At 42.1% G+C, this 19656-nt stretch carries 16 protein-coding genes; 10 read left to right on the plus strand and 6 right to left on the minus strand.

All coding sequences use genetic code 11. From position 1 onward, the window contains the following. Positions 1 to 58: 58 nt before the first annotated feature. From IEZ33_RS08300 to IEZ33_RS08335, 8 genes are all read left to right on the plus strand, one after another. Positions 59 to 1645 carry a sugar ABC transporter ATP-binding protein gene (locus tag IEZ33_RS08300; protein WP_206696920.1) on the plus strand — a complete coding sequence of 529 codons (1587 nt, stop codon included), beginning with the start codon at positions 59 to 61 and terminating at the stop codon, positions 1643 to 1645. Positions 1646 to 1658: 13 nt separating this feature from the next. Continuing rightward, positions 1659 to 2669: an ABC transporter permease gene (locus tag IEZ33_RS08305; RefSeq protein WP_206696921.1), complete on the plus strand. Its 1011-nt coding sequence runs from the start codon at positions 1659 to 1661 to the stop codon at positions 2667 to 2669. Further along, entirely contained in the window at positions 2666 to 3670 is a 1005-nt protein-coding gene (locus tag IEZ33_RS08310; protein WP_206696922.1) for an ABC transporter permease, read from the plus strand. Before IEZ33_RS08305 ends, IEZ33_RS08310 begins: the two co-directional genes overlap by 4 nt. Positions 3671 to 3780: 110 nt before the next feature. Further along, positions 3781 to 5409 (plus strand): GMC family oxidoreductase, encoded by a 1629-nt coding sequence (locus IEZ33_RS08315; RefSeq protein WP_191603191.1) that lies wholly within the window; start codon positions 3781 to 3783, stop codon positions 5407 to 5409. A 211-nt stretch (positions 5410 to 5620) separates the two neighbouring features. After that, on the plus strand, positions 5621 to 6640 hold the full coding sequence (locus IEZ33_RS08320; RefSeq protein ID WP_206696923.1) for a sialic acid TRAP transporter substrate-binding protein SiaP: 1020 nt from the start codon (positions 5621 to 5623) through the stop codon (positions 6638 to 6640). A gap of 24 nt (positions 6641 to 6664) precedes the next feature. Continuing rightward, positions 6665 to 7240, plus strand: coding sequence for a TRAP transporter small permease (locus IEZ33_RS08325; protein ID WP_191603192.1), 576 nt, complete (start codon positions 6665 to 6667; stop codon positions 7238 to 7240). A gap of 12 nt (positions 7241 to 7252) precedes the next feature. Continuing rightward, positions 7253 to 8530: a TRAP transporter large permease gene (locus IEZ33_RS08330; protein ID WP_191603193.1), complete on the plus strand. Its 1278-nt coding sequence runs from the start codon at positions 7253 to 7255 to the stop codon at positions 8528 to 8530. Positions 8531 to 8710: 180 nt separating this feature from the next. After that, positions 8711 to 9766 carry a sugar kinase gene (locus IEZ33_RS08335; RefSeq protein WP_206696924.1) on the plus strand — a complete coding sequence of 352 codons (1056 nt, stop codon included), beginning with the start codon at positions 8711 to 8713 and terminating at the stop codon, positions 9764 to 9766. A gap of 395 nt (positions 9767 to 10161) precedes the next feature. On the opposite strand, the gene IEZ33_RS08340 is transcribed toward IEZ33_RS08335, so the two are convergent. The 5 genes from IEZ33_RS08340 to IEZ33_RS08360 all read right to left on the minus strand — a co-directional run bounded on the left by IEZ33_RS08340 (position 10162) and on the right by IEZ33_RS08360 (position 17280). Beyond that, on the minus strand, positions 10162 to 12066 hold the full coding sequence (locus tag IEZ33_RS08340) for a monovalent cation:proton antiporter-2 (CPA2) family protein (RefSeq protein WP_191603195.1): 1905 nt from the start codon (positions 12064 to 12066) through the stop codon (positions 10162 to 10164). 218 nt (positions 12067 to 12284) lie between these two features. Further along, complete coding sequence (gene aldA / locus IEZ33_RS08345) at positions 12285 to 13727, minus strand: aldehyde dehydrogenase (protein ID WP_191603196.1); 1443 nt, start codon at positions 13725 to 13727, stop codon at positions 12285 to 12287. 14 nt (positions 13728 to 13741) lie between these two features. Continuing rightward, on the minus strand, positions 13742 to 14752 hold the full coding sequence (gene allD / locus IEZ33_RS08350; protein ID WP_191603197.1) for an ureidoglycolate dehydrogenase: 1011 nt from the start codon (positions 14750 to 14752) through the stop codon (positions 13742 to 13744). Positions 14753 to 14764: 12 nt separating this feature from the next. Further along, positions 14765 to 15784, minus strand: a complete 1020-nt coding sequence (locus IEZ33_RS08355) for a zinc-binding alcohol dehydrogenase family protein (RefSeq protein WP_191603198.1) — start codon at positions 15782 to 15784, stop codon at positions 14765 to 14767. After that, the gene (locus IEZ33_RS08360; RefSeq protein WP_191603199.1) at positions 15784 to 17280 is read right to left on the minus strand and encodes a mannitol dehydrogenase family protein; all 1497 of its coding nucleotides are present in this window, start codon (positions 17278 to 17280) and stop codon (positions 15784 to 15786) included. The genes IEZ33_RS08355 and IEZ33_RS08360 overlap by 1 nt, the downstream gene beginning before the upstream one ends. Positions 17281 to 17337: 57 nt before the next feature. On the opposite strand from IEZ33_RS08360, the gene IEZ33_RS08365 reads away from it, so the two are divergent. Together IEZ33_RS08365 and IEZ33_RS08370 are read left to right on the plus strand one after the other, a co-directional pair. After that, on the plus strand, positions 17338 to 17481 hold the full coding sequence (locus tag IEZ33_RS08365; protein WP_191603200.1) for a hypothetical protein: 144 nt from the start codon (positions 17338 to 17340) through the stop codon (positions 17479 to 17481). Positions 17482 to 17889: 408 nt separating this feature from the next. Further along, positions 17890 to 18093 (plus strand): DUF4172 domain-containing protein, encoded by a 204-nt coding sequence (locus IEZ33_RS08370; protein WP_240009694.1) that lies wholly within the window; start codon positions 17890 to 17892, stop codon positions 18091 to 18093. Between the two features lie 344 nt (positions 18094 to 18437). Here the strand turns inward: IEZ33_RS08370 and arsJ are convergent, their stop codons facing one another. Continuing rightward, entirely contained in the window at positions 18438 to 19649 is a 1212-nt protein-coding gene (gene arsJ / locus IEZ33_RS08375; protein ID WP_191603201.1) for an organoarsenical effux MFS transporter ArsJ, read from the minus strand. Positions 19650 to 19656: the final 7 nt, after the last annotated feature.

A 19656-nucleotide genomic window follows, 5' to 3' on the forward strand; every position in this document is an offset into this window, starting at 1 on the left:
TCTCGAGCGGAAAGTAATTTTCCGCTCTTTTTTCTTCCTAGTTTTAACTGAGGTTTAGATGAACCACTCCTATCCTTCGGCACAACAAGGTGCCCGCTTTTCCTCTACGTTATCAAATGTTGGTGATGTGGTTTTGCATATGAAAGGCATTCATAAGCATTTTGCTGGTGTTCCTGCATTATCTAATGCGGAGCTAAAAATTAAGGCCGGTGAAGTGCATGCGATAATTGGTCAAAATGGTGCAGGAAAATCTACCCTCATCAAGGTACTTAATGGTGCCCATAAACACGATGAAGGCGATATTTATTTTATGGGTGAAAAGGTTTCTTATGCCTCGCCTCATAAAGCCCAAATGGCAGGCATTAGCACTATTTTTCAAGAAGTGAATCTGATCGGCTACCGTTCCATTACCGAAAATATTTGTCTTGGACATGAACCGAAGCGTTTTGGGATGGTGGATTGGCGTAAAGCCCATGAACACGCTAGGGAAACGTTATCTCGCTTTGGTTTGGATTTAGAGGTTGAGCAGCCTCTTAGTACTTTTAATATCGCCATACAACAACTGGTTGCGATTGCTAGAGCGGTCGCCTTAGACGCCAGAATCGTCATTATGGATGAACCTACTTCCTCACTAGATGAGCGTGAAAAGGAAGTCCTATTTCGTGTCATTAAAGAATTAAAAGCCTCCGGTGTGGCGATCTTGTATGTGAGTCACCATCTTGATGAGTTGTTTCAAATTTGTGATGAAATTACCGTTATGCGAGATGGAAAAACGATTGGTCAACGCTCTATTGATGAGATGACAAAGCTGGATATGGTCGCCGCCATGCTAGGTAAAGACCCTGAAGACATAGCGAAAGGGGGAGCCACTAATTTTGCCTCGACAGGTCGTGCGAGTGATCAGGTTTTATTATCAGTAGAAAACTTAGAAGGGGCTGGCTCACTCAAAGATGTTTCTTTTGATTTATGTAAATCAGAAATTCTAGGGCTTGCTGGCTTATTGGGTTCCGGTAGATCAGAAGTAGCGAGAGCTATTTTTGGATTAGATAGCGATTTGAAAAAAGGCGAGGTTTTTCTTAAGGGTGAAAAAATGGATTTCACTGATCCAAAGGCGGCTATAGAAAAAGGTTTTGCCTTTTGCTCTGAAGACCGTAAAGAGGATGGAATTATTCCTCAGCTGTCCGTAAGAGAGAACCTCACTCTGGTGCTGCTACCAAAAATTTCTAAATACGGTTTGATTGATGAGGTCAAAGAGCGCCAATTGGTCTCGGATTTTATACAGCGGCTTGGTATCAAAACCGCTTCAATGGAGCAGCCTATCTCCCAACTCTCTGGCGGGAACCAACAAAAAGTATTGTTGGCAAGGTGGCTGGTGACGAACCCAAATATCCTCATTCTAGATGAACCAACCCGAGGAATTGATGTTGGAGCAAAAGGAGAAATTCAGTCTTTAATTCGACGTTTGGCCGATGAAGGGTTAACTGTCTTGATGATTTCTTCTGAATTTGAAGAGTTAGTAGAAGGTGCCGATAGAGTCATCGTTTTGCAAGATGGGCATAGCATACAGGCATTGTCGAATGATCAGCTGACAGAGAATGCCATTATGAAAGCCATCGCCCAAGAAACACGTCATCCTGTTGCATGAGTGGAGAGACAAAATGAACAGTTCAACGTTAGCAGAAAAACCGAAATCAAAGATGCCGACAGTCGGCACAAAAATAGCCGCGCAAATAAAAAATAATGGGGCGTTATGGGCCTTCTTTTTATTATTGGTAATTAATATTTTGATTACCCCTAATTTTTTACAAATCCAAACCTTATATGTGAATTTAACTCAGGTTGCGACGGTGGCGATTGTAGCGATTGGTATGACCCTAGTCATTGCTTCTGGAGGGATTGATCTTTCAGTGGGTGCTCTTATGGCTTTGGCGGGTACGGTAGCTCCGATGATTTTTTTATCGGATTATGGCGTGGCGAATCCAGAATTGGGTTTGTTTGTTGCCATAGTGGTCGCGATCAGTGCGGCTGGAGTGGCTGGTTTGTTTAATGGCTTTCTTATCAGTAAGTATAAAATTCAACCTATTATTGCAACCTTGATTCTCTTTATTTCAGGGCGAGGTATTGCCCAGGTGCTTACTAATGGAGAGTTACAGACCTTTGACAACCCCAGTTTTGAATTTATTGGGACTGGGCGTGTTTTTGGGGTACCTGTACAGGCATGGATCACTCTTGTATTAGCGCTGTCTATCGCGTGGGTACTAAAGCGTTCTATTTATGGTCGTTACTTATTAGCTGTGGGGGGGAATGAAAAAGCAGCAGAACTTGCTGGTGTTCCAGCCAAAAAAGTGAAATTAGTGACCTATATGGTCTGTGGAATACTGGCTGGTATCGCTGGCATCATTTCTACGGCAATTAATTCCGCTTCTGATGCAAACCAAACGGGTCAGTTAATGGAGCTGGATGCCATTTCGGCCGCCATAGTAGGTGGGGTATTGTTAACGGGAGGGAAAGCGCCAATCCTTGGTGCGGTTTTAGGTGCGGCCATTATTCAATTAGTGGGTTATACCCTATTAGCGAACGGTGTTCACGATGCGGTCGCTATGGTGGCTAAAGCGGTGATTATTATTGTTGCTGTTTATCTACAACAAGTGAGAGGGGCTAAATCATGAATATATTGTCTATGATGTCAAACTTACCGGGCATGAAACGCAAGAGAAATACGTCGAAACAAGCGGAAGGCGTGTTGGTCGCGCTTATGTTGATTACTTTTTTTGCTAGTTTGCGTTATGACGCTTTTCTAAGTGAATACAATATCATGACGTTTCTGTCTTATAACTCTATGTTTATTTTGATTGGCCTTGGAATGTGCTTTGTCATTATGACTGGCGGCATTGATTTGTCTGTGGGTTCGGTCGTTGCACTGTCGAGTGTGGTCGTCGCTCATGCAAGTCCTTACGGTATTGAAGTCGCGTTACCTGTTGGAATCTTAGTTGGCGTTCTTACTGGAGCGATTAATGCCTTTGTCATCACAAAATTAAAGATTGTGCCATTCATTGCTACCTTAGCCATGATGTTAGGTGCCAGGGGGATGGCGTTAGTGCTATCCGATAATCAATCAGTGCAAGTCTCTTGGGACAGTAATTTTACTCAGTTTGGTCTTGGTAAAATGTTTGATTTCATCCCGTGGCCAATTGTCGCGATGTTGGTTGCCTTTGTCTTTTGCTGGATGTTATTGGAAAAATTTGCTTTTGGGCGCCATGTTTTATCCATTGGTGGTAATGAAGAAGCATCGAAGTTGATGGGACTCGAGGTAAATAAAACCCTATTTGGTGTGTATATATTAAGTGGCGCGTTAGCCGGTTTGTCAGGAGTAATGTTGGCATCAGGGTTTGGCGCGGGACAACCATTAGAGGGGTTAGGTTGGGAGTTATCTGCGATTGCGGCCGTAGTTGTTGGAGGAACGCTGTTAACGGGTGGCTTAGGTTCTATTACCTCAACACTATTGGGTGCTATTTTATTAGGGTTAATTTTTAATATTCTAAACTTTGAAAATGGCCTTGGCACCATCAGTTTTAGTGCTTATTGGCAGTCCGTTATTCGAGGTGGGTTCTTACTGGTTGTTGTGGTTATTCAAGCTAAAGTGATTAACAACAAAATGCGTCGAACCTAGTTCTAGCGAGTACTCTAAGAGTGACTTTGTTGTTTGTGACATCTTTGTTTTCATGGTGTTTTGTTAGGCATTAAAATTTTGCCTACGAACCTGCCATCTTGAGGTTAGATATGCGTTCTCAATATAAATACATAGTAGTTGGTGGTGGCTCTGCGGGTGCTGTGGCCGCCGCAAGACTGGCGAAAAAAGAGACGGCTGGCGTTTTATTATTAGAAGGGGGGTATAGTCACAAGCATCCGTTACTGGACATGCCTGCCGGTATTTTTAAAATGATCAATGGCAGCAAATACATGCGTTATTATCACACCACCCCTCAAGCTCATTTAGGGGGAAGAGTGCATGATATTCCGCAAGGTAATGTGTTGGGCGGTGGTTCTTCAGTTAATGCTCAGGTATATATGAGAGGTCGTGCCAGTGATTATAATGAATGGCAGCAGATCCTAGGTGGGGACGCTCAATGGGGGTGGGAGCATGTGCTGCCGTACTTTAAAGAGATGGAGTCGAATAATCGTTTATTGAACGAGTATCACGGCGCTTCCGGCCCCGTGCAGGTGTCGGATCCTCAGCATATCGATGATTCTTCTCGAGCATTTGTGCAAAGTGTACAAGCACAAGGAATTCCTTTTAATGACGATTTTAATGGCGTACAGCAAAAGGGCGTCGGTTTTTATCAATTTACAAATCGTAATGGTCGTCGTAGTAGCACGGCTTATGCTTTTTTAGGTGGAGATCAAACGCCGAATAACCTAGAGATCCAATTACAGTGTCGAGTTCATAAAGTCCTTATTGAAGAAGGCGCTGCGGTTGGGGTTATTTATGAAAATGAGAGTGGTGACGTTTTAGAAGCACGTTTAGATAATAGTTCCGCTGGAGAGGTGATTTTAGCCGCTGGCGCGTTAATTACTCCTAAGCTATTAATGCTTTCTGGGGTCGGTTGCGCGAAGCAGCTTGAGCAGCACGGTATTCGCTGTCTTGTTGACTTACCTGGTGTTGGAGAAAATTTAATTGATCATCCCGAAGTCCCAATCATAGCGACAGCGAAAAAAGGTTTTGGTTATTTTAAACAAGGAGAGGGCTGGCGGATGTGGCGTAATGGTTTGCAGTTTGCCCTGTTTGGCTCTGGGCCTGTCACGTCGGCGGGGGTGGAAGCCGGTGCTTTTGTCAACCCAACAAGTGTCACTAAAGAGGCGACAATACAGGCATTTTGTGTCCCTATGGTCTATCTAGATAGAGATGTGTTGAATCTTGTAAACCATGATTATGGTATGACGATTACCACGGTTGTGGTCAAACCTGTCTCCCGAGGGTATGTACGTTTAGCGTCTTCGAATGCAAACGATCAGCCTCTAGTGTGCCCTAATTTATTGAAAGAAGAGGCCGATTTGTCAGCCATGATAGAGGGGCAGCGCTTTTTTATTAAATCCTTTCAAACACCACCACTAGCAAATTCTATTACATCTATTGTTATACCTGACATAAATTCATTATCAGATGCGTGTTTGGCAGAACATTGTCGTAAAACGGTCAAAACAAACTATCATCCTGCTGGAACCTGCAAAATGGGTGCCGCGGAAGATCCTATGGCGGTGTTAAATAACCGCTTACAGGTCAAAGGTATCAAAGGGTTAAGAGTTTGTGACATGTCAGCCGTACCCAATATTAATGCGGGTAATACAAATGCGGTTGCTATGATGCTTGGGCAGCGTTGTGCTGATTTTATTTTAGCTGATGATAATTGAAAGATAACTCATGCCGTACCAATTAATAAATTGGTTGACCAAAATAGTATTTTAATTTACTATTTTTAAATCGATTTAAATCTGTTTAAATGATTAAAACGATAGATTAATATTTCTCTTTTAAATCAAATTAAAAGTAGACAAAATAAAAATAAAAACTGTTTGATTGAATTATATTGGTTCAAATCAAACAAATCTAAGAGGCTCTATTATGCTAAAGCAAGTATTCTCTGCGCGACTATCTAAAGATCAATTCGACCGTCGTTCCGCTCTATCTATGATAGGTATGACGGCACTTACAATTGGTTTATTTTCCGGGTCAGTTCAAGCCGCTACCACCATTAAATGGGCTCATGTATATGAAGTCGGCTCCCCGTATCATCAGGCGGCGCTTTGGGCAGCGGAAGAAATGACAACGAAAACAGATGGGCGAGTCACTATTAAAGTTTTTCCGGCATCGTCTTTAGGTAAAGAAGTAGAGTTAAATGAAGCCTTAAATTTTGGTTCGGTTGATATGATCTATACCGGTGCTATTTTTGCTGGCAGCGCCTATAAACCATTAGCGCTTTCTGGGTTACCTTTTGTGATTCGTAATTATGACCATTGGAAAAAATATCGTGATAGTGAATTGTTTGATGGGATAAAAAAAGGCTATGAAAAAACTACTGGGCACGATATTACTGGCTTTACCTATTATGGCGCTCGTCATGTAACCTCTAATAAGCCGATTAATTCCCCTGAAGATATGGAAGGAATGAAAATTCGTGTTCCCAATGCACCTATGTTCCTTATGTTCCCAAAAGCAGTCAATGCCAACGCCTCTCCGCTAGCCTTTTCTGAAGTGTATTTAGCATTACAACAGGGTTTGGTTGATGCTCAAGAAAATCCATTACCAACGATTAAATTCAAAAAATTCTATGAAGTTCAAAAATACATTAACCTTACGGGGCATATGACTAATTCCTTAGTGACGGTGGTTTCAGGTATGACTAAAAATCGGCTTAGTAAAGAAGACTATGCCTTATTAGATGAGGTTTCTGTAAAGGCCGCAGCTCGTGCATCGGATGATATTAATGAAGCGGAAGAAAATTTAGCCCAATGGTTCCGAGATCAAGGTTTGCAAGTAGTGGAAGTAGATAAAAAACCTTTCCAAGATAAAGTAAATAGTTATCTAAACTCTATTGATTCTGGGTTCTCTAAAGAAAATTTATCTGGCATTAGTGCGCTGTAACGCTGAATTAAAGGAGGGTGCAATATGGGTCAAGCTTCTAACAAGACAATGTTGAATTCGTCTGACTCTGAGTCCCCCAATTTGGTTGATGAGAGCCAAATTGAGGAACCGCTAGATTTTAAGTTGATTGATCTACCCGTGATGATTTTATTTTGGGTGTTGATGTGTATTGTTTTTCTGCAATTTTTTACACGCTATATTTTAAATGATTCACTTGCATGGACAGAAGAAATCGCACGATTTTTACTGGTATTAGTCGGTTTTGTAGGTTCTATAACAGCCGTTAGGAAAGGCAGCCACATTTTTTTAGAGTTTTTGTATCGTTTTATTCCAAGTTCTTTAGCTAAAGTATTGTCCGTCTTTTCTGAGGTGGTGTGTGTTGTTTTTTATGGCGCTTGTGCTTGGATGTCTTCACAAATTGCCATGCAGACGCATCAAACCTTGGTGTCGGTCGAATTGCCTAAAAGCTACATTTATTGGGTCATTGCGTTTTGTTTTGTTGCTATGTCTCTTTATTCCTTCGGTAAAATGGTGATGAAAATGAAGCTTAGCCATCATCAAATTGTCATAAATATTGAAGAACAAGCTACTTCTGTTTAACAAAGGTGTGATATGTCGATTTTTCTATTGTTCTTAATATTGTTTATTTTGCTTATTATCGGTGTACCAGTGGCTGTTGCCTTAGGTGTTTCGTCCCTCGTTTTTATTCTAATTGAAGGGATGCCAAGTGTTGTTGTATTACATAACATGGTTAATGGTGTTAATAGCTTCCCATTAATTGCGATTCCTTTTTTCATCCTGGCGGGGCATTTAATGAACACTGGTGGGATTACTAATCGTATCTTTGCCTTCGCTCGAGCATTGGTTGGTTGGTTGCCTGGAGGTCTAGGCCACGTTAATGTTGGTGCGAGTGTGGTGTTTGCAGGCATGTCAGGAGCGGCTGTAGCGGATGCTGGCGGTTTAGGAAATGTTGAAATTAAAGCCATGAAAGACGCAGGCTATGATTCTGATTTCTCCGTTGGTATCACCGCGGCATCCTCAACGATTGGTCCAATTATCCCTCCTTCTCTTCCTTTGGTTATTTACGGAGTCGTTGCGGATACTTCCATAGGGCAACTTTTTGCAGCGGGCTTGATCCCTGGATTACTCATGGCTTTTTCTTTGATGGTTATGGTGTCATGGTATGCCAAAATTCGAAATTACCCTAAAGATGAACGCTTTAGTTTACCTAATCTTTGGTTTGCTTTTAAAAGGGCTTTCTTACCTCTGTTAACCCCCATAATTATAGTCGTTGGCATTTCTACTGGAGTATTTACTCCGACTGAAGCCGCGGTAGCCGCCGTTGCTTATGCTCTATGTTTAGGTGCCTTTGTCTATCGTTCTTTAAGTATTGCAAGTGTTATAAGAGTGTCGCAAGAAACCATTGAAACTACGGCGTCTATTCTTCTTATTGTGGCGAGTTCGACTATTTTTGCTTGGATTTTAACGGCCAACCAAATTGCCGATTTGTTTGCCCATAGCCTATTAGGTTTCACAGATAATGCGGTGCTTATTTTATTGATCATGACCTTGTTGGTATTAATTTTAGGCTGTTTCATGGAAACCATTGCGGCTATTACTATTTTGGTACCGGTGTTGTTACCTGTAGCGGTGCAAATTGGAATTGATCCTGTGCATTTTGGTATCATAATGATTCTGAATTTAATGCTTGGCTTATTAACCCCCCCTGTTGGTATGGTGCTCTATGTACTAGCCAAAGTGTCTAATACACCTTTTGAACGCTGTGTTATTGCAACGGCGCCTTTTTTAATCCCTCTTGTTGTTGTTTTGCTACTATTGACCTTTATTCCAGCGATTACCATGTGGTTACCAAACCTTATTTATCGTTAAATAAATAAGGTAATGTGATTAGCCCTCTTCTCTATTTAGCTGTTTTTTGAAAGGAAGGCTTTTTTGGTTATACATCTTGGTACTCAAAGGGTATGATTTTAACGATTATTGGTTAACCAAACTGTGGTATATTAGATTTTTTGTAAACAATAATAAGATCGTTTTATAAGGTTGGATGTCGTGGAAATTATTGCAAAAGAGTTGAGTCATATTGATTGTATGGCATTAGGTGAAGTCATGCTGCGCCTTGACCCTGGTGTGGATCGTATTCGTAAAACAGACCAGTTTCGTGTATGGGAAGGCGGTGGTGAATACAATGTGATTCAAGGGTTAAGCAGTTGCTTTGGTCATAAAACAGGCATCATAACAGCCTTAGTCGATAATGAAGTGGGCCACCTGATTGCAGGTCTGGTTCAAAGAGCGGGTGTGAGTACTGACTGGATTGAATGGAAAGAGCATGATGGTATTGGTCGATCTGTTCGAAATGGAATGTATTTTATGGAGCGTGGTTTTGGAGAACGAGGAGCAAAAGCGGTCATGGATCGTGGACATACTCCTATTTCACAACTAACGGTTAAGGATATTGATTGGGATGCTCTGTTTGCTAAGGCGAAGCCTCGTTGGTTCCATGTTGGTGGTGTCATGGCCGCCTTGTCTGAAAGTTCACCAAGCGTGGTTGAGGCTTCAATGATAGCCGCGAAGAAGCATGGTGCAATCGTCTCTTATGATTTAAATTACCGTGCTTCCTTATGGAAAGACAGAGGTGGGCGAGAGGCGGCAAATGCATGTAATGCACGTCTAACTCAAAAGGCAGATGTACTTTTTGGGATTGAATCCCTTCCAAGAGAAGTCGATACATTAGATAAAGAGGTGTTTTCAGAAGCGCTTCATTCTATGAAAGCACGCTTTCCGAATGTCCAACTGTTTGTTACGACTATGCGAATCGTGAAAGATGCCTCTCATAATGACTGGGGTGGGCTGTGTTTGCATAATGGCGAGATTTTCGCCTCACGTGATTACAATAACTTGCCTATATTTGATCGTGTTGGTGGCGGAGACGCTTTTGCCGCTGGCCTTATTCATGGGCTTTTGAATGATCAACCTATGCAAACCTGTATTGATCTGGCGGCCGCCCATGGTGCTTTGGTTATGAGCACAGCGGGTGATAATTCTATGTCGAGCAAAGAAGAAGTGTATGCTTATGCTGGTGGCGCAGGTGCGGCCGCTAATCGATAAAACTGGCTTTTAGGTATGTAAAGAAACGTCTTTCACCTTCATTGGAATTCGTTTCTTTAAATCTTAAAGGATGGTTACTGTTAACAAAAAGGACAAGGGAAAGTAATAATGGCCGTCATGCCAAGATGTAATATCGTCTGAGGGTTCCAGATGTACGTTAGCCCTGTCACTTTTGGTCTTAGGGATGAAGGGTGCTGATGCTAAAAATGCGTGGTCCAAACCCATAATAAATTGTGATGTGTTTGTTATAAAACGTGATAACTAAAGAGATGACACTATAGTTTTATTATTTCCTGTTGATATAAAAGCCTTAAATGAGAATTGACCTCGCAAGCCACCGTTTGAGGATTGATAACGAGGTAATTTATTGGGTAATTTGAGTGTACTCTCTTGAATCACTTTTTGGATTCCGTATTCCCTTCACATTTAGAATAATCAGTCGTATAAGAGTCAGGAATTTCTTCTGTTTGGCTTGTTTCCATTGCATGATTGAGCTCTTCTTCGAGCTGTATAAACAGCGCTCTATAATTTTGATCAAAATCTCCTTTTTGACGCCATACTTCATATAAGGCTTCGCCACTCTTTGCTTCGGATTGTTGGAATGTTTGTCTGACCTGATTGGCTTTTTTCAAAGAAAACCCTAAATCGGTCAACGCCTGCGCTCCTAGTTCGACCGCTGAATAATAGGTTTCTATGACAACGTAATCGGCCCCCGCGTATTTAGAGGCATAATAATGCCCCCGGTCATAGGCACGTGCCAATATTTTTATATGAGGATACGTGTGTTTCACGTATTTGATTAATTCAACGGAACGGATTTTATCGTCAATGGCGATGATCAACAGGCTAGCTTGTTCTATACCCGCTGTATGCAAAAGGTCTGGACGTGTCGCATCACCATAATAACTTTTGATGTTAATCGAGCGTAATATGTCTATCATGCTGGATTCGTGATCCAGTACCACCGTTGGGATTTTATTAGATACTAGGAGTCGATTGGTAATCTGCCCAAAGCGTCCCGCTCCCGCAATAATAACAGACCCAAGTTGGTCAATATTGTCTTCCTCCCTTTGATTGCTGGTTTTTTGATAACGAGGCAAAATTACTTTATCAAAGAGAATAAATAGTGCCGGGGTAAAAAACATGGATAGGGCCACAACCAAAGATAGTGGTTGAATAATAGGCTCTGGCAAAACGTTTTGTTGGCCACTAAAACTTAATAAAACAAAGCCAAATTCTCCCGCTTGAGCCAGACTCAAACTGAATAACCAGCGATCACTGCCCCGGAGGTTAAACAGACATGATAATAGAAGTAATATGACCATTTTTAATAGCATTACCGCGAAAGTTAAACCGATAATGAGGGCAAACCCTTCACTTAATAAGGTGAAGTTAATGCCAGCTCCCACTGTGATAAAAAAGACACCAAGTAAGAGTCCCTTAAACGGTTCTATATTGGATTCGAGTTCATGGCGAAATTCTGAATTTGCTAACACCACGCCAGCTAAGAAGGTTCCTAATGCGGGAGAGAGCCCAACTAGACTCATTAGTGCGGCTACGCCAATGACTAGCATCAGTGCGGTAGCGGTGAAAATTTCACGTAAACCTGAGTCGGCTACAAATTTAAAAAGGGGTCGACTTAAATAGTGTCCACCAATGACAACAATCGCAATTGATGCAATGACCACCAAGGTGTAAGCCCATCCAGGTATACCAGCGACTAAACTGAGTTCGGCATGTTTCTCTGCGGCGTCGGTGAATGTGGCTTGCGACAGTTCAATGAGTTCAGGTAAGGCCAGTAAGGGTATGAGTGCCAGCATGGGGATAACAGCCATGTCTTGGAAGAGAAGGACTGAGAAGGCGTTTTGTCCCCCATCCGTTTTTGTTAATGATTTTTCATTAAAGGTTTGCAAGACTATCGCGGTGGAAGAAAGAGAAAAAATTAAGCCAATGGTGAGAGCAACAGACCATTCTTCCACAAATAGTGTGGCAATAAAGGCCACAGAGACAGTGGTTAAAACAATTTGCAATCCACCTAATCCCATTAATCGATGGCGCATTTTCCAGAGCATTTTTGGCTCTAACTCTAGACCGACTAGGAACAGCATCATGACGACACCGAATTCAGCATAATGTTGAATACTGGTGGTTTCATCACCGACTAAGCCGATAATGGGACCGATAATGACGCCCGCGATTAAATACCCAAGTACGGATCCCAGTCCTAAACGTTTTGCAATAGGGACAGCAATGACCGCAGCGGCTAAGTAAATAAAGCTGTAAATAAAGTACTCGGTCATTGTTTACGTCCTTAGGGGATTGGTATTCGGATGAGGAGGGCGCTTCTTTTGATTCAATTAAGGCATTTATAGGGTATTTTAGAGCATTAATGAGTAAGTGTCAGATAAGAATAGCGGTGTTCAGAAGCATGATGGTAAGAGTCGTGATCGATATGAAGTGAGCGTGAGTACTGGGCATCAAAACACAGAGTGATGATACACTCTGTGTTTTGATGGTATTAGTCAAAATTAACGTAAAACGTTTTCTTCTCTAAATACTGTTCAAAACCATACTTTCCATCTTCACCACCGGTACCACTGAGCTTATAGCCGTTGTGGAAGCCTTGATGTTGTTCACCATGACCGCGGTTGATGTAGACCTCTCCTGATTCGAGTTCATCAACTAAGCGCAATATGGTTTTCATGTCCTTGGTGCATACCATAGCGGCTAATCCGTACTCGCTATCGTTAGCGTAAGTAATGACTTCATCGAGTGTGGAGAACTTAATCACGGGGAGGATAGGGCCAAATGACTCTTCATGAACAATCGTCATTTCTTGAGATACATTGGTTAACACCGTTGGTTCGAACCAAAAACCCTGTTGGTATTGACCGTGTTGTAAACGCGCACCTCCTGTCGCAATGTGAGCGCCTTCTTTTACACTAATGGCAACCAGATGCTCCATTGCTTCAATTTCTTTCTGGTTAATCTTAGGGCCCAGATCCGTGTCTGCGAGCATAGGGTCACCGACTTTAAGTGCTTTCACCTTAGCAAGGAAAATGGCCATAAAATCATCATAGATGGCTTCATGAATATACATACGCTCATTACAAGTACAAACCTGACCGCAGTTGTCAAAACGTGAATGCAAGGCCGCGACGGCGGCTTGCTCAAGATCCGCATCTTCAAGGACAATAAAAGGGGCTTTACCTCCTAGTTCTAATTGCACATGAGCCAAGTTATCGGCCGCTGCTTTGACGATGGCTTGACCTGCAGGCGTACTGCCCGTCATGGAAATCATCTTAGTATCAGGGTGTCGTACAAGCGCATCACCTAGGGTTCGACCTCCACCGGTTACTATATTAAGTACTCCTTTTGGTAGACCAATATGTTCAGCAATATGACCTAGCTCTAACGTGGCTAACGGCGTTTCTGTTGTGGGTTTGACGACGATAGTATTGCCTGCAATAAGCGCAGGGCCAATCTTTCGTCCTGCTAATGCTAAAGGAAAATTCCATGCGGTAATGGCGACAATGACTCCCCGAGGTACTTTATGAATCCAAATATGTTCATTGGGGTTATCAGACTTAACAATATCGCCATCCATTTGGCGAGCCCAATCACAGGCGTATTCGATAAAGCTGCAAGTGGCTTCCACTTCTCCTAACGCCACTTTCAATAATTTTCCCTGTTCTGTTACTAAAAGTTCCGCTAAGAATGACTTTCTATTACGTATTTCCGCCGCAAATTTACGCATGATGTCGGCCCGTTCTCGGGCTGGTTTTCGGCGCCATTCTATTTGAGCGGCTTTGGCTGAAGCCATGACATAGTCGGCATCGTCTTGGTCGCCTTTTTGAATGCTTGCAATCACTTCTTCAGTTGACGGGTTAATAACCGAATCGGTGTTACCGGATTTCGCTTTTATCCATTCACCATTAACGAACATATCATATTGTTTCATAGGGCCTGCTTCCGTTAGTGGTTTGTTAAATATTGATAGATTGAAGTCGTAACGGGGACGCCATTTCTTTGACAGTCTTCAAGATAGGCTGTTTGAGGTTCATTTGGCGCTAAAACTTTATCAAAACCGGGTGCAGGTTTTACTTGATGCAGTTCAGAAACCATCTGAGCCATCATATTTGAAAAACTGTGTCCGCCAAATTTACTTGGGTCTATCACAATCATCAAGCTGGCGAGCTTTCTCATTTTGTCATAGTCATCATACATTCTAACAATATGGTTACTAAAATTGGCTCCCATAAGCATGCCTGTTAGTGCGTCAATTGCCATGGCAATACCGGAACCTTTATGGAACCCAAAAGGAAGCAGCGTTGTTGCCGCATGAGGATCTGTTGTCTCGACACCATCTTTGTCGATAGCGAGTCCAAGACTGATTGATTGTCCTGTCTCTTTGGCATGCAATAATTTACCAAAGGCGGTGGCACTTGTGGCCATGTCGATAATGACAGGGTTACCATTTTCAACAGGGAAGCCGAACGCAATGGGGTTTGTTCCCCAAAACGCTTCAGCACCGCCAAATGGTGCCACACAGGTGTCTGTTTGAGTCATAGAAATAGAGATAAGTCCTTGATCAGCCGCCATTTGAGCAAAGTAAGATAAAGCACCGCAATGGGAGGTGTTTTTTATACTGACAAACCCCACTGCATGCTCTTTGGCTATGGTTATCGCTTCCTCAGTTGCCTTGATTAGCGCACAATGCCCCATACCATCATCTCCATCTAGTATCGCTACTGAGGAAGAAATTTTCTCAATGGTCATAGTTGGGTCTGGATTCATGCCACCTTGAGATAAACGGTGGCAATAATGTTCTACTCGAATAACCCCATGAGAGTGTACGCCGTGTGAATCTGCATGCACTAATACATCCGCTACTTGTTTGGCGATCGTTTCAGGGTACCCAGCTTGCTGCAATTTGTTAAAGGCTAATGTATGTAGCGTCTCAATTTTTATTCTTGTTGTCATCATAGTTTCCTTTAATTAGTCAAATCGAATCACGCCTTTAACAAGGCCTTTATTTTTTACAACGTTGTTTTCGTAATCTAAGCCAATGGTGTCAAATTGAAATTCTTGGTTGACCATAATTTTTTCGCTGATCTTTTTTGATTCGAACAGATCAATCACTTTGGTAAAATCTTCAAAAGTGGCGTTGCGGCTTGCAATCAGAGTGGTTTCTTTTTTATGGAAAGTGGGGTCGTCTAGCTGTAAATCCCCTATATATAAACCGATGAATACAATTTTTCCGCCATGACGAATTAAATTGACGCTGTTTGACATGGAGGCTTTATTTCCTGTTGCGTCCATCACTGTGCAAGCCAGGTTATTATTAAATGCTTCACAAAGGTCATCCGTGTAGCTTGCTTCAATTGGGTTTAAGGTTTTGACTCCAAGGACGGATTCAGCATGTACTCGGCGTTCATCACTGACGTCAGCCAATATCACATTTGCGCCATTAGCTAAGGCAATCGCGGCCGTTCCCAAACCAATGGGGCCAGCGCCAACAACGAGAATATTTTCATTTTGTTTTGAGTCTGCACGACGATTTGCATGAGCACCGATAGCAAAACACTCAACTAAAGACGCAGCGGCTGGGTCAACCGAGGTGGGTACAGGGATGACATTGCTGGCTTTAACGGCCAAGTAATCTTGAAAACCGCCGTCTTGATGTACCCCATATAACGAAATTGTGTCACAGCAATTGGTTTTACCTTCTTTACAGGCCGCGCATTCTCCACAAGCAATGGCTGGGATAACAACAACATATTGATTCATTAATTCCTCAGGACAATCATCTCCTACTTCTTCCACTAAGCCGCATATCTCGTGACCTAGTATGCGAGGATAAGAAAAGAAAGGTTGGTTACCTGTATAAGCATGAATATCGGTACCGCAAACACCAACGGCTTTAATTTTTAATAGTACCTCATCGTTTTTAATGATCGGTTTTGGCGTTTCAATATAGTGAATTTTAAACGGTTTTTCGCATAGTAATGATTTCATTATTGGGTCCTTAATGAGTGAGATAAGCCATTAAGAACAGCTCGAATCCCTTGTTCCTCAATGGCATTGTAAAAATAGATGATTTGCTTTGATAACTCTGGATACTGCAGAAAATCCTTGTTAAAAACTGGCTTAAATGAAAGTAATGATTCACTTAATGGCGCTGAATTAGACTGTGTTAGCAGTCCAGTTAATGCCTGGTCTTCAGGGTCGACTAGGGTAAAGTCTGGCGAATGTTTACCTTGAATAAAATGCATCCAACCGGCTAATAATAAAGAAAGTAACTGAGGTGGCCGTTCTTTACTGAAAGGGTCGGTTTTGATTAGGGTTAAAATAGGATCAATCGCTCTAGGCGGTAATTTTTGTGAGCCATCCATCGCAATTTGAGCGGTTTGGTGCTTAATGTTTTTGTTACTAAAGCGTGATATCAAAGAATGAGCGTATTCGATTAAGTCCACATTCAAATCGGCGGATAATGAAAGCGCTTGTTCCTGTGTCATTAGCGCTAGGGTAAGCGTTTTCAGTGTACTGTCTTCCATACACTCATAGATATAAGTATGACCGCAAAGGGAGCCAATATAAGCCAAAAATGAATGGGAGCCATTGAGCACCCTCAATTTCATCTCTTCATAAGGAAGAACATTGGTCACCATTGTCGCTCCAGCAAGTTGCCATTTTGGTCTACCATTGCAAAATTGGTCTTCAATTACCCATTGTTTGAAATCTTCACTGATCAAACCAAAGTCATCAGCAACTCCCATCTCTTGCTCAAGATCTAAAAAGGCGTGTGTGTCCATCGCGGGAACGATTCGATCAACCATGGTGCTAGGAAAAGCCACTTGATCTTTTATCCATAGGGCTAGGTCTGGATCCACTAATGTGGCATAACCTAAAATCGCCGCTTTGGTTTTATGCCCATTTTCTGGAATGTTATCGCAAGACATAACACTAAATGGGGGCTTTTTTTGAATCCTTCTTAGACGTAACGCCTCAGTAATTATACCGATGGCGGATATTGGACTCTGCGGAGAAGTGAGATCTTGCAATATAAGTGAATGCTCTTTATTTAAAAGGCCTTCGGGAGTAAGGCAATAGCCTTTTTCGGTAATAGTAAGGGAAACAATCGCGACTTGAGGTTCACACATTTTTGCTAATGCGACCTGAACACCTTGATCAGCAATGTTCATGGCACCGGTAAAAGAGCGTATGACTCTTTTTGTTGTGCTATGAGTACCTTTCTCAACAAGAGTGGCTAAGTTATCTTGTTTTGCAAAGGCCTCTGTTAGCTTTCCTTTTCGAAAGAGATTAATGCCGAAAATACCCCATGGAGTACTGTCTGCTTCATTGACTAAGTCAGTGTAGACGGCTTGGTGAGCACGATGAAATGCACCAAAACCAATATGGACAATTTTGGTCTGAAGAGTGGCTCTTGAGTAGTGTGTGCTCTCAATGGACTGAGACTCTATTGCATCAATAAAACGGGTTCTGGAAGACATAATACTCTCTATTGGTTAACCAATTATTGTTAAACTATATAATACATCAGTCCAAAAATGAAATACAAAATACCAATATTTTTGTGTACTGTGTTAAATACCGCTTTTGGTGCGGCAAAGTCCAGCCAGGGCGAGCTGAAGTCATTCAGTGCCGCGTTGTTTAGAGAGCACCGTCGCTTATTGGACAAAGTCACTGATTAGCTGACGGCTTCAGAGCTTATCTTTATCTTCAGCGCGTCAGATGGATAAGAATTCACTATTTGATGATGATAATCAGCTGGTGGACATGATCATTTTAGAAACCTTATCTCAGTAGGCCGGTAACTATTTCATTGAACGACGGTTCATTTGTTGGCGCGACGGACGTTATCAGTGTCATGAGAGATTGGAAGTGATATGAATATTCGGCTTAATCACATCAAAGCCAGATGTGATTGTGGGTTTTATTCGCATCATGTTTTGATTTAAATAGGCTGTTATTTAAATCAAAAGGCGACAAAATGTGGATATGGCAACAAGCAGATTGGGCAAACTTTACCTGGGATGAAAAAAATCATTGAGCTCAAGTTACGAGACATTTGCTTTCACCGAGGAATGTTGTTGGACAAGATGTCGAGCCAACCTAAAGACCAAAAGCAAAGTATGTTAGACACGCTATTGGCAAACATTATTCATTCGAGTGCCATTGAAGGTGAGAAGCTCACTGCTTTTTCTGTTCGCTCGTCGTTGGCGAACAAGCTTGGGCTTTCTGAAGAAAAGTCCTGCCCAACCGCTTCTCGTCATTTAGCGGCTTTGGTGCTGCTAGGTTGCTGAGTAAAAAGTGAAGCAGGAGGGCGGAGCACTCGATATAAGCTCGTGCACTTTAGTTAAAAATAAGTGCATTGGTGGGAAGGCTCCAATAGAACCAGAGGTCGTGTCAAAATAGTGGTTTAAGGTTTAAGGTTTAAGGTTTAAGGTTTAAGGTTTAAGGTTTAAGGTTTAAGGTTTAAGTCCGATGTGAATCAAAGTTTTTAGAGGTGTCTATTTTACTCACAAAAAAGTGAATGCCAAGCAAGGTTCTTTGATAGTAAAAGCCGCTGCACTTATTAAGAAAGATAACTGACAAAATCATTCACCAAGGCTGGTATTGAGCATCTAGCCTTGGTGAATAGTTTACGTCAAACCTGTTTTGAAGGCAGCTTTATAGAAACCAAACCCGCTATAACAATAAAGACAAACGAAATGGCTAAACAAGCCGCAAGTCCATATAGCTGAAACACCCAACCAGACAAAACCGTGCCAACCAACCGGCCCATGGCATTTGCCATATAGTAAAAGCCAACATCCAGTGAAACCCCATCCGCATTTGCCATACTGACAATCAGATAACTGTGAAGTGATGAGTTGATCGCGAATAATAGACCAAAAACCATTAAACCCGTAATCAGTATGGTTTTTACCTCCCAATCTAACAAGAGTGAGAAAGTGATGATTAGCGTGACCAGTGCCAGTAGACTGGCCCACTTCACAGTTTCTTTTGCTGGGGAAAGGTTGTCTTTAAAATTGATGAGCTTAGGTGCCATAGACTGTACTATGCCGTAACCAATAACCCATAATGCCAAGAAACCTCCGACAGTCCAATGATCCCATTCAAAAGCTTGAGACAAATACACGGGCAGAGCCACAACAAACCAAACATCGCGGGCACCAAATAAGAATAACCTGGCGGCCGACAAGGTATTAATAGAACGACTCTTTGAAAAAATGTCGGTAAATTTAGGCTTATTCTTAGCTTTACCTAAGTCACTCTTCAAGCTATATAGGCTGTAGCACCACACAAGTGTCAATACTCCAGCCATCAATAACATGGCGCCTTTAAAGGATAATAAGGTTAATAATAAACCACCTAAGAAAAAACCAACGCCTTTCAGTGCATTTTTGGAGCCAGTTAATACAGCAACCCATTTAAATAATGTGCCCTCTTGCCCAGAAGCAACCAGTGTTTTGATTGAGCTTTTGGCGCTCATTTTGTTTAAGTCTTTGGCAATGCCGGAAAGCGCTTGAGCAATCATCACATACACAACGGTTAACCATTCAGCCGGAACCGCTAACATGAGTAAGGCTATAACCTGAATGGCTAAGCCTATGTTCATCGTTTTATTGAGGCCTAAACGAGCGCCTAAGAACCCCCCAACCAAATTAGTGACAACACCAAAAACTTCATAAAACAAAAACAACATAGCAATACTGATTGGGCTATAGCCCAAAGCATGGAAATGCAGCACGACTAACATGCGCAGAGCGCCATCCGTTAAGGTAAATGCCCAATAGTTACCTGTTACAACGAGATATTGTTTAATATCGTCTGATAATGAGGCTAAGCGATTCATAGTATTT

It is taken from the genome of Marinomonas algicola (genome assembly GCF_014805825.1).
Classification (GTDB): domain Bacteria; phylum Pseudomonadota; class Gammaproteobacteria; order Pseudomonadales; family Marinomonadaceae; genus Marinomonas; species Marinomonas algicola.

What these genes read in the sequence shown, in the direction of transcription:
- IEZ33_RS08300 (WP_206696920.1), top strand. Translation starts at nt 59, where the DNA reads ATGAACCACTCCTATCCTTCGGCACAACAAGGTGCCCGCTTTTCCTCT.
- IEZ33_RS08305 (WP_206696921.1), top strand. Translation starts at nt 1,659, where the DNA reads ATGAACAGTTCAACGTTAGCAGAAAAACCGAAATCAAAGATGCCGACA.
- IEZ33_RS08310 (WP_206696922.1), top strand. Translation starts at nt 2,666, where the DNA reads ATGAATATATTGTCTATGATGTCAAACTTACCGGGCATGAAACGCAAG.
- IEZ33_RS08315 (WP_191603191.1), top strand. Translation starts at nt 3,781, where the DNA reads ATGCGTTCTCAATATAAATACATAGTAGTTGGTGGTGGCTCTGCGGGT.
- IEZ33_RS08320 (WP_206696923.1), top strand. Translation starts at nt 5,621, where the DNA reads ATGCTAAAGCAAGTATTCTCTGCGCGACTATCTAAAGATCAATTCGAC.
- IEZ33_RS08325 (WP_191603192.1), top strand. Translation starts at nt 6,665, where the DNA reads ATGGGTCAAGCTTCTAACAAGACAATGTTGAATTCGTCTGACTCTGAG.
- IEZ33_RS08330 (WP_191603193.1), top strand. Translation starts at nt 7,253, where the DNA reads ATGTCGATTTTTCTATTGTTCTTAATATTGTTTATTTTGCTTATTATC.
- IEZ33_RS08340 (WP_191603195.1), bottom strand. Translation starts at nt 12,066, where the DNA reads ATGACCGAGTACTTTATTTACAGCTTTATTTACTTAGCCGCTGCGGTC.
- aldA (WP_191603196.1), bottom strand. Translation starts at nt 13,727, where the DNA reads ATGAAACAATATGATATGTTCGTTAATGGTGAATGGATAAAAGCGAAA.
- allD (WP_191603197.1), bottom strand. Translation starts at nt 14,752, where the DNA reads ATGATGACAACAAGAATAAAAATTGAGACGCTACATACATTAGCCTTT.
- IEZ33_RS08355 (WP_191603198.1), bottom strand. Translation starts at nt 15,784, where the DNA reads ATGAAATCATTACTATGCGAAAAACCGTTTAAAATTCACTATATTGAA.
- IEZ33_RS08360 (WP_191603199.1), bottom strand. Translation starts at nt 17,280, where the DNA reads ATGTCTTCCAGAACCCGTTTTATTGATGCAATAGAGTCTCAGTCCATT.
- IEZ33_RS08365 (WP_191603200.1), top strand. Translation starts at nt 17,338, where the DNA reads ATGAAATACAAAATACCAATATTTTTGTGTACTGTGTTAAATACCGCT.
- IEZ33_RS08370 (WP_240009694.1), top strand. Translation starts at nt 17,890, where the DNA reads ATGTCGAGCCAACCTAAAGACCAAAAGCAAAGTATGTTAGACACGCTA.
- arsJ (WP_191603201.1), bottom strand. Translation starts at nt 19,649, where the DNA reads ATGAATCGCTTAGCCTCATTATCAGACGATATTAAACAATATCTCGTT.